Annotated in this window: 10 protein-coding genes and 1 rRNA gene; 7 read left to right on the top strand and 4 right to left on the bottom strand. The window is 57.4% G+C overall.

Annotated features, from left to right (window positions below):
• From rrf to aceK, 6 genes are all read left to right on the top strand, one after another.
• Positions 1–88 (top strand): 5S ribosomal RNA (gene rrf, locus JOE09_RS09830); the annotation flags it as partial.
• A gap of 384 nt (positions 89–472) precedes the next feature.
• Positions 473–1,630 (top strand): porin, encoded by a 1,158-nt coding sequence (locus tag JOE09_RS09835; protein ID WP_205065645.1) that lies wholly within the window; start codon positions 473–475, stop codon positions 1,628–1,630.
• Positions 1,631–1,815: 185 nt separating this feature from the next.
• Positions 1,816–2,745: a homoserine O-acetyltransferase MetA gene (gene metA / locus JOE09_RS09840; RefSeq protein ID WP_105595775.1), complete on the top strand. Its 930-nt coding sequence runs from the start codon at positions 1,816–1,818 to the stop codon at positions 2,743–2,745.
• A 345-nt stretch (positions 2,746–3,090) separates the two neighbouring features.
• Complete coding sequence (gene aceB, locus JOE09_RS09845; protein WP_205065646.1) at positions 3,091–4,689, top strand: malate synthase A; 1,599 nt, start codon at positions 3,091–3,093, stop codon at positions 4,687–4,689.
• A gap of 20 nt (positions 4,690–4,709) precedes the next feature.
• Positions 4,710–6,014, top strand: coding sequence for an isocitrate lyase (gene aceA, locus JOE09_RS09850; RefSeq protein WP_205065647.1), 1,305 nt, complete (start codon positions 4,710–4,712; stop codon positions 6,012–6,014).
• 57 nt (positions 6,015–6,071) lie between these two features.
• Positions 6,072–7,817, top strand: a complete 1,746-nt coding sequence (gene aceK / locus JOE09_RS09855; protein ID WP_200543011.1) for a bifunctional isocitrate dehydrogenase kinase/phosphatase — start codon at positions 6,072–6,074, stop codon at positions 7,815–7,817.
• A gap of 3 nt (positions 7,818–7,820) precedes the next feature.
• Here aceK and JOE09_RS09860 read toward each other — a convergent pair whose 3' ends face one another.
• From JOE09_RS09860 to iclR, 3 genes are all read right to left on the bottom strand, one after another.
• Positions 7,821–8,753: a phosphatidate cytidylyltransferase gene (locus tag JOE09_RS09860; protein ID WP_105595779.1), complete on the bottom strand. Its 933-nt coding sequence runs from the start codon at positions 8,751–8,753 to the stop codon at positions 7,821–7,823.
• Entirely contained in the window at positions 8,750–9,454 is a 705-nt protein-coding gene (locus tag JOE09_RS09865) for a lysophospholipid acyltransferase family protein (RefSeq protein ID WP_205065648.1), read from the bottom strand. The genes JOE09_RS09860 and JOE09_RS09865 overlap by 4 nt, the downstream gene beginning before the upstream one ends.
• A 155-nt stretch (positions 9,455–9,609) precedes the next feature.
• A complete protein-coding gene (iclR, locus tag JOE09_RS09870) occupies positions 9,610–10,443 on the bottom strand; it encodes a glyoxylate bypass operon transcriptional repressor IclR (protein WP_105595781.1) in 834 nt (277 codons plus the stop codon).
• A gap of 199 nt (positions 10,444–10,642) precedes the next feature.
• On the opposite strand from iclR, the gene metH reads away from it, so the two are divergent.
• A complete protein-coding gene (metH, locus tag JOE09_RS09875; RefSeq protein WP_205065649.1) occupies positions 10,643–14,326 on the top strand; it encodes a methionine synthase in 3,684 nt (1,227 codons plus the stop codon).
• On the opposite strand, the gene JOE09_RS09880 is transcribed toward metH, so the two are convergent.
• Positions 14,323–15,027: a UTRA domain-containing protein gene (locus JOE09_RS09880; RefSeq protein WP_205065650.1), complete on the bottom strand. Its 705-nt coding sequence runs from the start codon at positions 15,025–15,027 to the stop codon at positions 14,323–14,325. The genes metH and JOE09_RS09880 overlap by 4 nt on opposite strands.
• Positions 15,028–15,097: the final 70 nt, after the last annotated feature.

Raw genomic sequence — 15,097 nt, forward strand, 5'->3', positions numbered from 1 at the left:
CTGACCCCATGCCGAACTCAGAAGTGAAACGCCGTAGCGCCGATGGTAGTGTGGGGCCTCCCCATGCGAGAGTAGGGAACTGCCAGGCATCAAATAAAGCAGAAGGCCATCCGTAAGGATGGCCTTTTTGCGTTTACGCCGTTCAGAATCCCACCTGAAGTGACCCTTTTACAATCCAGTAGTCTGTATTCTCTGTACTGCTATCCAGCGCTATAATCCTGCTCTCAGTAATAAAACCAGCATCCTCAGCGGTGTTGTTTAAACAGGGGGCGCTCTACTCATTGAAACCCTCCGGGAATAGTGACTGCGGCGAAGATATCAGCAGTAATCGAATAGTTTTTGCACATCGATGGACCACAGAACATGCTTCCTGACGCAGCCTGCGCACAAAATATCCCCAACATTCCCACGCTTTTCACCCAAAATAGACTGCATATAACAATCAACCTCAAAAAGGGAAGTTGAGGAATACATGTTCGCATCTAAAAAAAGATATGTTGCCTGTGCCGGTCTGCTGATTTTTTCTTGCTGGAGTTCCGAAATTTGCGCGGAAATTACGCTTTTACAGCAGGACAGAGACAACCCGGACTGGCTAAATCGGCTTAATCTCTCCGTAAACGGCAGCATCCGTCCACAGTTCAATGACGTGATGGGCGACAGTGATAAAGGCTCCTATCAGCGTAATGGCTTCGATGATGGCGATAATCAAACCCGCTTTGGCTTTGCCGCGGACTATTATCTGCGTGATGGCGTAAGCTGGTATACCTACTATGAGTTCGGCCTGAACACGCCCGCCCTGTTTCACTGGAAAAACCACTACGACAAAGGCAGTACCTATACCACCAGGCGCATGCTCTTTACCGGGCTGAAAGCCGATGATATGGGTGAGTTAACCATCGGCCAGCAAACCAGCGTCTACTATGATGTTGTCGCGGCAAAAACCGACCTGTGGGACGATGATATGCTCGCCCAGGCATCAGGAGTCGGTATCAATGGGGCCTATGACGGTTCATACCGCCCGCGTAAACAGCTGAAGTTTAAAAACAGTTACGGCAGCGTCGATCTGTATGCGGGTTGGTTATTTCCAGATAGCGAATATGTCGTGGGGGATGGCACGCATTATCGCCGTAAAGGCGGAGGATCGCTGGGTTTTGACTACCATATCGCCGACGATCTCAGCCTGGGCATGGCGTGGAATGAAACGCGTGCAACCATTAAGCATCCTGGCGCTGACGATGATAAAACCTATAACCAGCATATTATGGGCGCTGCCCTTAGCTGGGTGCCTGATAACTGGACCTTCGCCGTCGGTGGCGGTTGGTATAAAAACTTCTTGCAAACAGAATCCAGCCGAACGGATAACTACTTTGCCGGCAATGCGTGGGGCGTTGAATATTACGCCGGCTACAACTTTAATATCGATCGCGCAGGGCTGAAAACCGTACAGCCGTTCTTTATGGGCGACCGGCTGGAATACGTCAGCGGCAGGAACTATAAGCGCATCGACAACGGGTTAGGTCTCCTGCTGGCCTTTGCCTATGGTTTCAGCGTTGACTATGAGCATATGTTTACCTCCAGCACTGACAGGCAGGGCGATGTGAACTTTGTACGCCTGAGCTACGACTTCTGAGTTTCCCCTCCAGCCAGCTTTGAACGCACACTGTCGTGATAATACGCAACGGTCTCCGCTGGCTGCTCCTCACCCTGAAACATTTTCAACTATCATATGAACAACTCGACTTTTGTTATGCATCACGCTATCTTCAGGCATCTGGATGTCTAAACGTATAAACGTATGTAGTGAGGAAGTTGACCATGCCGATCAGGGTACCTGATGAATTACCAGCCGTGAGTTTTCTGCGCAATGAGAACGTCTTTGTTATGACGTCAACTCGTGCCAGCACTCAGATGATCCGTCCCTTGAAGGTGCTGGTACTAAATTTGATGCCGAAGAAGATCGAAACTGAAAATCAGTTTTTGCGTCTGCTTTCCAACTCGCCGTTACAGATTGATATTCAGCTGCTGCGCATCGACAGCCGTGAGTCCCGCAACACGCCCAGCGAGCACCTGAATAACTTCTACTGCAATTTCGAAGATATTAAACACGATAACTATGATGGGCTGATCGTCACCGGTGCACCGCTCGGACTGGTCGATTTCTGCGATGTTGCCTACTGGCCGCAGATCCAGCAGGTCCTGCACTGGGCGCGGGAGCACGTGACCTCCACGCTGTTTGTCTGTTGGGCGGTACAGGCCGCGTTAAACATCCTCTACGGCATTCCGAAGCAGACGCGGGAAAACAAATTATCCGGCGTATTCGAGCATCAGATCCTGCATCCGCATGCGCTGCTGACGCGAGGTTTTGACGATACCTTCCTGGCGCCTCACTCACGCTATGCCGACTTCCCGGCGCAGATCCTGCGTGATTACACCGATCTGGAAATCTTTGCCGAATCTGAAAAAACCGGTGCTTATTTGTTTGCCAGTAAGGATAAGCGCCTTGCCTTCGTAACCGGGCACCCGGAATATGATGCGCTGACGCTCTCGGGTGAATATCACCGCGACTACGACGCGGGATTAAATCCTGAAATCCCCTACAATTACTTCCCGCAGGACAACCCCGAGCTTCCACCCAGCGCGAGCTGGAGAAGTCACGGCAACTTGTTGTTTTCAAATTGGTTAAACTACTATGTCTACCAGATCACACCATTCGATCTGCGCCATATGAACCCAACGCTGGACTAGTTTTACCTCGCCCGATCTCACGTCTCTACGCTAAGCTGATTCCTGCGATCGGGTGGATCTCCATCCTCATTTCTATGCCATTCCCCCAACTTTAATCCAATCTCTCCAGTTGCGATCTGCTGAATCGATCCCTGTTATCACACCTAAAAATCATGATGAAAATACCTTCTTATCTTTAAGTATTTTTATTGTCATATAAATCAATTAATTGAATTCATTTTGTAATTAAAATGGAAATAGTTTTTGATTTTGAAAATTAACTGTTTATATTTTGATCCTGCGGGTTAAAGATTGTCCACTTAACGATCGTCACGCCAGGCGGACGAAACTGACAGGAGCAGGGGTATGACACAACAGCTAATCAGCGCGGAACTCACCTTCCAGCGCCAGCCTGGCCAGCAGGAACGCGAAATTCTCACGGATGCCGCGGTCGATTTCCTTACCGAGCTGGTGACGCGCTTCACGCCAAAGCGCAATGCGCTGCTGGCGGAACGCGCGAAAACTCAGCGTAAAATCGATGCCGGTGAGCTGCCTGATTTTATTTCGGAAACGACTTCCATTAAAAATGATGACTGGCAAATTCGTGGCATCCCGCGGGACTTACAGAACCGCCGGGTGGAAATTACCGGCCCCGTTGAGCGCAAGATGGTGATCAATGCCCTGAATGCCAACGTCAACGTGTTTATGGCCGACTTTGAAGATTCGCTGGCGCCGAGCTGGGACAAAGTGATCGCCGGGCAGATCAACCTGCGCGATGCGGTTAACGGCACCATCAGCTACAGCAATGAAGCGGGAAAGATCTACCAGCTGAAGCCGAACCCGGCGGTGCTGATCTGCCGCGTGCGTGGCCTGCACCTGCCGGAAAAACACGTCGCCTGGCGAGGAGAGCCGATCCCGGGCAGCCTGTTTGACTTCGCCCTCTACTTCTTCCACAACGTCGAGGCTCTGCTGGCGAAAGGCAGCGGCCCCTATTTTTACCTGCCGAAAACGCAGACGTATCAGGAAGCCGCCTGGTGGAGTGAGGTATTCAGCTATGCCGAAGATCGTTTCGATCTGCCGCGCGGCACCATTAAGGCGACTCTGCTGATCGAAACCTTGCCGGCGGTCTTTCAGATGGATGAGATCCTCTGGAGCCTGCGCGATCACATCGTAGGTCTGAACTGCGGGCGCTGGGATTACATCTTCAGCTACATCAAAACGCTGAAAAATCACCCTGACCGCGTGCTGCCCGATCGGCAGTCGGTCACCATGGATCAGGGCTTCCTGGATGCCTATTCACGGCTGCTGGTCAGAACCTGTCACCGCCGTGGCGCATTCGCCATGGGGGGCATGGCGGCCTTTATTCCGAGCAAAGATGCGGAACGGAACGAGTGGGTGCTGAACAAGGTGAAAGCGGACAAACAGCGCGAAGCCAGCAACGGCCACGACGGTACCTGGATTGCCCATCCCGGCCTGGCGGATACGGTGATGGCGGTCTTTAACCAGACGCTGGGCGACGAGCTCAACCAGCTACACGTGACGCGTGAACAGGATGCCGCCATCACCGCCGAACAGCTGCTGGCCCCGTGTAACGGCGAGCGCACCGAAGAAGGAATGCGCGCCAATATTCGCGTGGCGGTGCAATACATCGAGGCCTGGATTAACGGCAACGGCTGCGTACCGATCTACGGGTTGATGGAAGATGCCGCTACGGCAGAAATTTCCCGCACCTCCATCTGGCAGTGGATACGCCACGGCAAAACCCTGCAAAGCGGTGAAGTCGTGACCGAAGCACTGTTCCGCAAAATGCTGACCGAAGAGATGCTGGTTATCCGCGAAGAGCTCGGCGGCCAGCGCTTCGAGCAGGGCCGCTTTGAAGAGGCCGCCGCATTAATGGAGCGCATCACGACCGAATCCGAACTGGTTGAATTCCTGACCTTACCCGGCTACCGCTTACTTCCCTGAACCTGACAAGGAACATTGCCATGACCTCACGTACCCAACAGATCCAACAAATCGAACAATCCCGACGCGATGCACGTTGGGAAGGCATTACCCGCCCTTACAGCGCGGAAGAAGTGGTGAAACTGCGCGGCTCGGTAAATCCGGCCTGTACGCTGGCGCAGAACGGCGCTGAAAAACTGTGGGCGCTGCTCAACGGCGGCGCGAAAAAAGGCTACGTTAACAGCCTCGGCGCGCTGACCGGCGGCCAGGCACTGCAACAGGCGAAAGCCGGCATCGAGGCGATTTACCTCTCCGGCTGGCAGGTGGCCGCCGACGCGAACCTGGCCTCCAGCATGTATCCGGACCAGTCACTCTATCCGGTGAACTCTGTACCGTCGGTGGTGGAACGGATTAACAACAGCTTCCAGCGTGCGGATCAGATCCAGTGGGCCAACGAGATTGATCCGGGCGATCCGCGCTACGTGGATTATTTCCTGCCGATCGTGGCCGATGCGGAAGCCGGTTTTGGCGGCGTGCTGAACGCCTTCGAGCTGATGAAATCAATGATTCAGGCCGGTGCGGCCGGTGTCCACTTCGAAGACCAGCTGGCCTCGGTGAAGAAGTGCGGCCATATGGGCGGTAAGGTGCTGGTGCCAACCCAGGAAGCGGTGCAGAAGCTGGTTGCCGCGCGGCTGGCTGCGGATGTGATGGGCGTGCCAACGGTGCTGATCGCCCGCACCGATGCCGATGCCGCCGACCTGATCACCTCCGACTGTGACGAGTACGACCGTGAATTCGTCACCGGCGAACGCACCCAGGAAGGTTTCTATCGCACCCGAGCCGGGATCGAGCAGGCGATTAGCCGTGGGCTGGCCTATGCGCCGTATGCCGATATGGTGTGGTGCGAAACCTCAAAACCGGATCTCGACCAGGCGCGCCGTTTTGCCGAAGCCATCCACGCCCGCTTCCCGGGCAAGCTGCTGGCCTACAACTGCTCGCCGTCGTTTAACTGGAAGAAGAATCTCGATGACCGCACCATCGCTCAGTTCCAGCAGGCGCTGTCGGACATGGGCTACAAATACCAGTTCATCACCCTGGCGGGCATTCACAGCATGTGGTTCAACATGTTCGACCTCGCGCAGGCCTACGCGCAGGGTGAGGGAATGCGCCACTACGTGGAAAAAGTACAGCAGCCGGAATTTGCTGCCATCGACAAGGGCTACACCTTCTCTTCCCACCAGCAGGAAGTCGGGACCGGCTACTTTGACCGCGTGACCACCATTATTCAGGGCGGCAGCTCTTCCGTCACCGCACTGACCGGTTCGACCGAAGAAGATCAGTTCTGATAAACGGGCGGGCTATCTGGCCCGCCACACATGTTTAGCCGGTTGATGAGGTGCACGATGTCAGAGAGGGAAACGCTGATAGCCCAGACTATCCTGCAGGGGTTCGATGCGCAGTATGGTCGCTTCCTGGAAATTACCGCCGGTGCCCAGCAGCGCTTCGAACAGGCTGACTGGCAGGCGGTACAGCAGGCGATGAAAGCGCGTATCCATCTTTACGATCACCACGTCGGGCTGGTCGTTGAACAGCTGCGCTGTATTACCGGCTCGCAGTCGGAAGACCGTGATGTTCTACAGCAGGTAAAAAGCATCTACACCGGCCTGCTGCCGGACTATCCACGCTTTGAAATTGCCGAAAGCTTTTTCAACTCCGTTTACTGTCGTTTGTTCAGCCATCAGGCGCTGACGCCGGAACGGCTGTTTATTTTCAGCTCCCAGCCGGAGCGGCGCTTTCGTACGATCCCGCGGCCGCTGGCGCGAGAGTTCAGCGCCTCGGCAGGCTGGCAGCCGCTTCTCAACCGTCTGCTGCACGATCTCCCGCTGCGTCTGCCGTGGCAGGATCTGGCAAGGGATATCACTTTTATCATCAGCCACCTGCGGGAAAACTTCAGCGAAAGCGATCTACAGCAGGCAACGCTGCAGGTCGCCAACGAGCTGTTTTACCGCAATAAAGCGGCGTGGCTGGTGGCCAAACTGCGCATGCCGTCAGGGGTTTGCGCATTCCTTTTGCCGATTCACCGCAGCGACGCGGGCGAGCTGTTTATTGACACCTGCCTGACCCGCAACCGCGAAGCCAGTATCGTCTTTGGCTTTGCCCGCTCCTATTTCATGGTGTATGCGCCGCTGCCCGCCGCGCTGGTGGAGTGGCTGCGGGAGATCCTGCCGGGGAAAACCACCGCCGAGCTGTATATGGCGATTGGCTGCCAGAAACACGGCAAAACGGAAAGCTACCGGGAATACCTTAACTACATGTCCGCTACCCGCGAGCAGTTTGTTATCGCCCCCGGCGTGCCTGGGCTGGTGATGCTGGTGTTTACCCTGCCCGGATTCGACCGGGTGTTTAAGGTGATTAAAGATACCTTCGCGCCGCAGAAAGACGTCACGCCGCAGCGGGTGCGCCAGTGCTACCAGCTGGTCAAAGAGCACGATCGCGTGGGCCGCATGGCCGACACCCAGGAGTTTGAAAACTTCGCCATCGAGCAGGCAAGGCTCAGCCCGGATCTGCTGGCCGCCCTGTGGCGCGAGGTGCCGGAAAAACTGCAGCAGCAGGGGGAGATGTTGATCATCGGCCATTTGTATATGGAACGCCGCATGACCCCACTCAACCTGTGGCTGGAGCAGGCGGATGACCAGCAGCGGCACGATGCGATAGAAGAGTACGGCAACGCGGTAAAACAGCTGGCGGCGGCCAATATTTTCCCCGGCGATATGCTGTATAAAAACTTCGGCGTTACCCGCCACGGGCGCGTGGTGTTCTACGACTACGATGAAATCAGTTATATGACCGAAGTGAACTTCCGCGACATCCCGCCGCCGCGCTACCCGGAAGACGAGCTGAGCCACGAGCCGTGGTACAGCGTGTCGCCGGAAGATGTCTTCCCGGAGGAGTTCCGCCACTACCTCTGCGCGGACCCGAAGATAGCGCGATTGTTTGACGATATGCACGCGGAACTGTTCCGCGCCGATTTCTGGCGCGGGTTACAGCAGCGGATACGCAACGGGCATATTGAAGATGTCTTTGCCTACCGCCGCCGGCAGCGCTTTTGTCAGCGCTACGGCGACGGCCTGCTCGGACAGGCAAGTTGAAAATCAGGTGTAGAAGTAGCGCACCACGTGGAAAAATACCGGCGCGGCGAAGCAGAGTGAATCAATGCGATCCATCATGCCGCCGTGTCCCTCCAGCATCGCGCCGAAATCTTTCACCCCGCGATCGCGCTTGATCGCCGACATGCACAGGCCGCCCAGGAAGCCCAGCAGGGTGATCAGCAGCGAAATCAGAAACGCCTGCCACGGCGCGAAGGGCGTTATCCACCACAGCCCCATACCGACCAGACTGGCGCTGAGGATGCCGCCCACAAAGCCTTCGACCGTTTTATTCGGGCTGAGCTTCGGCACAATCGGGCGCTTGCCCCACAGCTTGCCGAATACATACTGCAGCACGTCGGAAATCTGCACCACAATCATCAGGAACAGCAGCAGCTTGATATTCTGCTGCTCATAGCCGGGGATCTGCAGCATCAGCAGGGCCGGAGCGTGGCTGATGCAGTAAACGGCAATCATCATGCTCCACTGAATTTTGGCCGCACGCTCCAGGAAGTGGCTGGTATCCCCCGCCAGCGCCAGCCGGGCCGGAATAAACAGCCAGGCATAAACCGGGATCAGGATAACGAACACGCCGTACCATTCGATACCGACCAGCAGATACTGCAACGGCAGGATGATAAAGAAGCACCAGAACAGCGCCTCATGATCGCTGCGGCGCGTCGGCAGCAGGGTGACACACTCCCGCAGCGCATAGAACGACATCAGCATAAACAGCACCGTCGACCCGATAGGGCCAAGCGTCATCGCCAGCACGGAGATGATGCACATCACCCACCAGGCGCGAATACGGGCATTCAGATTGGCGATGGTGTCATTCTGCTTAAACTTCGCCAGCACGCCGCCGATGATGCTGGCCACCACCAGCAGGCCAAACAGGCCGCACAGCAGCCAGCTCAGTTCAGAATCCCAGATTTTCATGGTGCAATCGCCTCCAGTGCGGCTTTGGTCCTTGCCAGAAAGGCCTGTTTATCTTCGCCTTCTGTGACGCCAGGCAGCGGCGTGCCGAAGGTGGCGCTACAGATAATCGGCACCACCAGCCGCGAGCCTTTTGGCAGCACCCGGTTCAGGTTATCCAGCCACACCGGCACCAGTTCAACCTGCGGATAGGCTTTGGAGAGATGGTAAAGGCCGCTCTTAAAGCTGTTGAGCTGCTCGCCGCTGCCGCGCGTACCTTCGGGAAACAGGATCAGCGAATGCTGGCCGTCCAAAGCCTGCTTCAGCGGCAGCAGCACGTCTTTGTTTGTTGAAGGGCTGCCTGCCTCATAATCCGGTATGGGCAGGATCGCATCCTCTGCCGGTTTTGCCTCCCGCTCCCCGGCAGGGCGGCGCTCAACCAGCACAGCGCCGAAAATCCGCAGCGCCAGATAGCGCCGCAGGCGGGAACCCAGCCAGTAATCCGCCGCCGCTACCGGGTGAACGCGGGTGCGCATCTGCGGTGGCAGGCTGGCCCAGATCACCAAACCGTCGAGGTGGCTGCTGTGGTTGGCATAGTAGATGCGGGTTTTTTCCGGCTCCGGCTTGCTGTGCCAGCGGGAGCGGATGCCGGTAAGTAAGCGGCAGACGGTGACCAGCAGTGAACTGACCAGGCGGCAATCGAGGGATAAGCGTGATTCAGGCATCGCTCAGCGTTCTCCTGCTGTCTGAAGAGGACAAAGAGCGGGCGGAAACCCGTATCTGTCGCAGTTTGTCCATACAAATTGGTTGGTACTGAACATCCTTATCCATTTAAAACCCTCGGCGTTGAAAAACAATCAATAGACGGTCTGGCATGCGGTCAGTGGCTGCCGCCGTATTCGCGGGTGATCTCTTTTGCCGCTTTGATCACCATCGCACCGATCTCGGTGACGCGATCGTCGGTGATACGGGAAATCGGACCGGAGATCGACAGCGCGGCAAACGGTTCGCGGTGCTCATCGTAAATGCAGGCGGCAACGCAGCGTAATCCCAGCGCATGCTCTTCATCATCAAAGGAATAGCCCGCTTTACGCGTCTGCGCCAGGTTATCTTTCAGGCTCTGCGGCGACATCAGCGTTTTCGGCGTGTAGTGATGCAGCCCCTGACGGTGCAGCAGCTCGGTCACCTGCTTCTCATTGAGGTTGGCGAGGAACGCCTTGCCCGCGCCGGAAGCGTGCATCGGCAGCTTACCGCCGATCGGGGCCGACATGCGCATTAGCTGGGTACACTGCACCTGATCGATAATCACCGCCTGATGATCGCTGAGATCCAGCACCGCCAGGTTCACCGTTTCACCGGACTCCTCCATCAGCCTGCGCAGCATCGGATGCACCAGCGCCAGCAGGTTGCGGCTTTGCAGGAAGCTGCTGCCCACCACAAACGCGTGCGCGCCGATGGTCCACAGGCCTAAATCACCCACCTGGCGCACAAATCCCTGCTGCTGCATGGTGGTCAGTAATCGGTGCGTGGTGGAGTTGGGCAGCCCGGCCTGCTGGGCCAGTTCGGTCAGCGCCACGCTGCCGTGGGATTCGGCAATGAACTCCAGCAGCTTCAGGCCGCGGGTTAACGACTGAACCTGGCCAGCAGGTTGTGCTGCCTGGGCGCTGGCAGTACGAGGTTTTTTGCCGCGTTTAACCGGGACGGGGGTAGCCATATCTGAGTCCTTTATTTTTCACCATATGGAAATCATTTTCGTTTTATTGGCTAATAATGCAACGCGTTGCGATCTGGTCGGATCAGTTTGCCGATTGGCTGAAAATGTCTCATCAGCCGCCGCTGTTACCCGCACAGAAGTTGTGCCAGTATGACCTGCAGGCAGTGGTGCCATCAGTGACGAGTGAAGGGGCTGGGTTGTGAGCAACAAAATTGAAGCGCTGCATCAGCAGCTGGCAAAACGCATTATGCTGCTGGACGGCGGCATGGGGACCATGATCCAGAGCTACCGGCTGGAAGAGGGTGATTTTCGCGGTACGCGCTTTGCCGACTGGCCCTGCGATCTGAAAGGCAACAACGACCTGCTGGTGCTGACCAAACCGGAGGTGATTAGCGCGATCCATCACGGCTATCTCGCCGCCGGTGCCGACATCCTTGAAACCAACACCTTTAACTCCACCACCATTGCCATGGCCGATTACCAGATGGAATCGCTGTCGGCAGAAATCAACTTCGTGGCGGCAAAGCTGGCGCGCGCCAGCGCCGACGAATGGACGGCAAAAACGCCGGATCGCCCGCGCTACGTTGCCGGGGTGTTAGGCCCGACTAACCGTACCTGCTCGATTTCGCCGGATGTTAACGACCCGGCGTTCCGTAACGTCACCTTCGATCAACTGGTGGAAGCCTACCGCGAATCGACCCGCGCGCTGGTGGAGGGCGGGGCAGACATCATCATGATTGAAACGGTGTTCGATACCCTGAACGCCAAAGCGGCGATATTCGCCGTACAAACCGAATTCGAGGCGTTGGGCGTGACGCTGCCGCTGATGATCTCCGGCACCATTACCGATGCCTCCGGCCGAACGCTCTCCGGCCAGACTACGGAAGCCTTCTATAACTCCCTGCGCCACGCAGAGCCGCTCTCCTTCGGCCTTAACTGCGCGCTGGGGCCGGACGAGCTGCGCCAGTACGTCGCCGAGCTGTCGCGCATCGCCGAAGGCTACGTGACCGCTCACCCGAACGCCGGGCTGCCTAACGCCTTTGGTGAATACGATCTGGATGCCAGCACTATGGCGGAGCAGATCGGCGAATGGGCGCGAGCCGGGTTCCTGAATATCGTTGGCGGCTGCTGCGGCACCACGCCGGAACATATCGCTGCAATGGCGGCAGCGGTCGAAGGCGTGGCCCCGCGCCCGCTACCGACCGTGCCGGTGGCCTGTCGTCTTTCCGGGCTGGAGCCGCTGAATATCAGCGGCGATACGCTGTTTGTTAACGTTGGCGAGCGTACCAACGTTACCGGCTCGGCGAAGTTTAAGCGGCTGATCAAAGAAGAAAAATACAACGAAGCGCTGGATGTCGCCCGTCAGCAGGTGGAAAGCGGCGCGCAGGTGATCGACATCAACATGGATGAAGGGATGCTCGACGCCGAAGCGGCAATGGTGCGTTTTCTTAACCTGATCGCCGGCGAGCCGGATATTGCCCGCGTGCCGATCATGATCGACTCCTCAAAGTGGGAGGTGATCGAGAAAGGGCTGAAGTGCATCCAGGGCAAAGGCATCGTTAACTCCATCTCGATGAAGGAAGGCATTGAACCGTTCCTGCATCACGCCCGGCTGGTGCGCCGTTACGGTGCCGCGATGGTGGTGATGGCGTTTGATGAAGTTGGCCAGGCGGATACCCGCGCACGCAAAATCGAAATCTGCCGCCGCGCCTATAAGCTGCTGACCGAAGAGGTCGGCTTCCCGCCGGAAGACATTATCTTTGACCCGAATATCTTCGCCGTGGCGACCGGCATTGAAGAGCACAACAACTACGCGGTGGACTTTATCGGGGCCTGTGAGGACATCAAGCGCGAACTGCCGCACGCGATGATCTCCGGCGGCGTGTCCAACGTGTCGTTCTCCTTCCGCGGCAATGATCCGGTACGCGAAGCCATTCATGCGGTGTTCCTCTATCACGCCATCCGTAACGGCATGGATATGGGCATCGTTAACGCCGGTCAGCTGGCGATTTATGACGACCTGCCCACCGACCTGCGTGAAGCGGTTGAGGACGTGGTGCAGAACCGCCGCGACGACGGCACCGAGCGCCTGCTGGAGCTGGCGGAAAAATACCGCGGCAGCAAAGCCGATGATGATAGCAACAAGCAGCAGGCCGAGTGGCGCGGCTGGGAAGTGGCTAAGCGTCTGGAATATTCGCTGGTGAAAGGCATCACCGAGTTTATTGAAGAAGATACCGAAGCCGCTCGCCAGCTCTCGACCCGGCCGATTGAGGTGATTGAAGGCCCGTTGATGGCCGGGATGAACGTGGTCGGCGATCTGTTTGGCGAAGGAAAAATGTTCCTGCCGCAGGTGGTGAAATCCGCCCGCGTGATGAAGCAGGCGGTGGCTTATCTGGAACCTTATATCGAAGCCAGCAAAGAGAAGGGCAGCACCAACGGTAAAATCGTGCTGGCCACGGTGAAGGGCGACGTGCACGACATCGGTAAAAACATCGTTGGCGTGGTGCTGCAGTGTAATAACTACGAAATTATCGATCTTGGCGTGATGGTGCCGAGTGACAAAATCCTGAAAACCGCCCGCGAGGTTAACGCCGATATCATCGGCCTGTCCGGGCTGATCACGCCGTCGCTGGATGAGATGGTCAACGTGGCGAAGGAGATGGAACGCCAGGGCTTTACCCTGCCGCTGCTGATTGGCGGAGCGACCACCTCGAAGGCGCATACGGCGGTGAAAATCGAGCAGAACTACAGCGGCCCGACGGTCTACGTGCAGAACGCCTCTCGTACCGTTGGCGTGGTGTCGTCCCTGCTGTCGGCGACCCAGCACGACGATTTTGTCGCCCGCACGCGGAAAGAGTACGACACGGTGCGTATCCAGCACGCGCGTAAAAAACCGCGCACGCCGCCGGTCAGCCTGCAGGCGGCACGCGATAATGCATTTCCGTTTGACTGGGAAAACTACACCCCACCGCCAGCGCACCGGCTGGGCGTAAGCGAAGTGAGTGCTAACATCGAAACGCTGCGCAACTACATCGACTGGACGCCGTTCTTTATGACCTGGTCGCTGGCGGGGAAATATCCGCGCATTCTGGAAGATGAAGTGGTGGGTGAAGAGGCGAAGCGCCTGTTTGCCGACGCTAACGCCATGCTGGACCAGCTCAGCGCCGACGGCACGCTCAATCCGCGCGGCGTGGTGGGGATTTTCCCGGCTAACCGCGTGGGGGATGACGTTGAAATCTACCGCGATGAATCACGTACCGAGATTCTGCAAGTGAGTCATCACTTACGTCAGCAGACAGAGAAAACGGACTTCCCGAACTACTGCCTGGCTGATTACGTTGCGCCGAAGTCCAGCGGAAAAGCCGATTACCTTGGTGCGTTTGCGGTCACCGGCGGGCTGGAAGAGGATGCACTGGCCGAGGCGTATGACGCGCAGCACGATGACTACAACAAAATTATGATTAAAGCGCTGGCCGACCGCCTGGCGGAAGGCTTTGCCGAATACCTGCATGAGCGGGTGCGTAAGGTGATCTGGGGCTTTGCCGCCACCGAGAACCTGAGCAACGAGGAGCTGATCCGCGAGAACTACCAGGGCATCCGCCCGGCACCGGGCTACCCGGCCTGCCCGGAGCACACTGAAAAAGCCACGATCTGGCAGCTGCTGGATGTGGAAGCTTGCACCGGTATGAAGCTCACCGAATCCTTCGCCATGTGGCCGGGTGCTGCGGTGTCCGGCTGGTACTTCAGCCACCCGGACAGCAAGTACTTCGCCGTGGCCCAGCTACAGCGCGATCAGATTGAAGACTACGCGAAGCGTAAAGGGATGTCGGTCAGCGAGGTGGAGCGCTGGCTGGCACCGAATCTGGGCTACGACGCGGACTAGTCCACCTCTACCGCAATATACAGCGCGTCATAGCGCCAGTATTCGCAGTCGCAGTCTATCACCCGGTCGTGCTGGTCACGGTTCAGCCGGGTGATAAACAGTGCCGGGCTGCCCGCCGCCACTTTCAGCGCCGGTGCGGCAAAGTCCGGCAGCGGCGCGGGCAGCATGGTGAAACCCACGCGACCATAGCGAATGCCGTACTCTTCCTGATAAAGCTGGGTCAGCGAGCGCGTTAAATCGTGCTCCAGCAGCTGCGGGAAATAGCGCGGATTCAGATAGTGCTCCACGTACAGCACCGCGCGCCCATCAATCCGCCGCAGGCGGCGAATACGGTAAACGTCCTCCCCCTCCTGCATCTCCAGCCGTGCCGCCAGTCCTGCATCCGCTGCCACCGTCTGTGCATCCAGCACCTCGGTACGGGCGCTGCGCCCCTGGCGTTCGGCCATCGCGTGAAAGTGGCTGCGCAGCAGCGGATCGTAGGCCAGCCTGGGCGGGGCGATAAACCAGCCCCGGCGCAGTTCGCGATAAATCATCCCTTCTGCTTCTAGCTGGCCCAGCGCCTCACGCAGCGTAATGCGGGTGGTGGAGAACTGCTCGCTCAGGATGCGCTCGGCGGGCAGGCGTCCGCTGTCGGCGAAGTCGCCCTGGCGAATACGGGCGGCCAGCGACCGGCTAATGACATCCACAGTTAATGATTTCATCACATCAGAGCCTCAAATTAGTGCGAGTCTGCACATAAATCGCGCGTAACCCGCCTTGCCTTACCGCTTA

The sequence above is a fragment of the Pantoea coffeiphila genome (genome assembly GCF_016909495.1).
GTDB classification, from domain to species: Bacteria; Pseudomonadota; Gammaproteobacteria; order Enterobacterales; family Enterobacteriaceae; genus Erwinia; species Erwinia coffeiphila.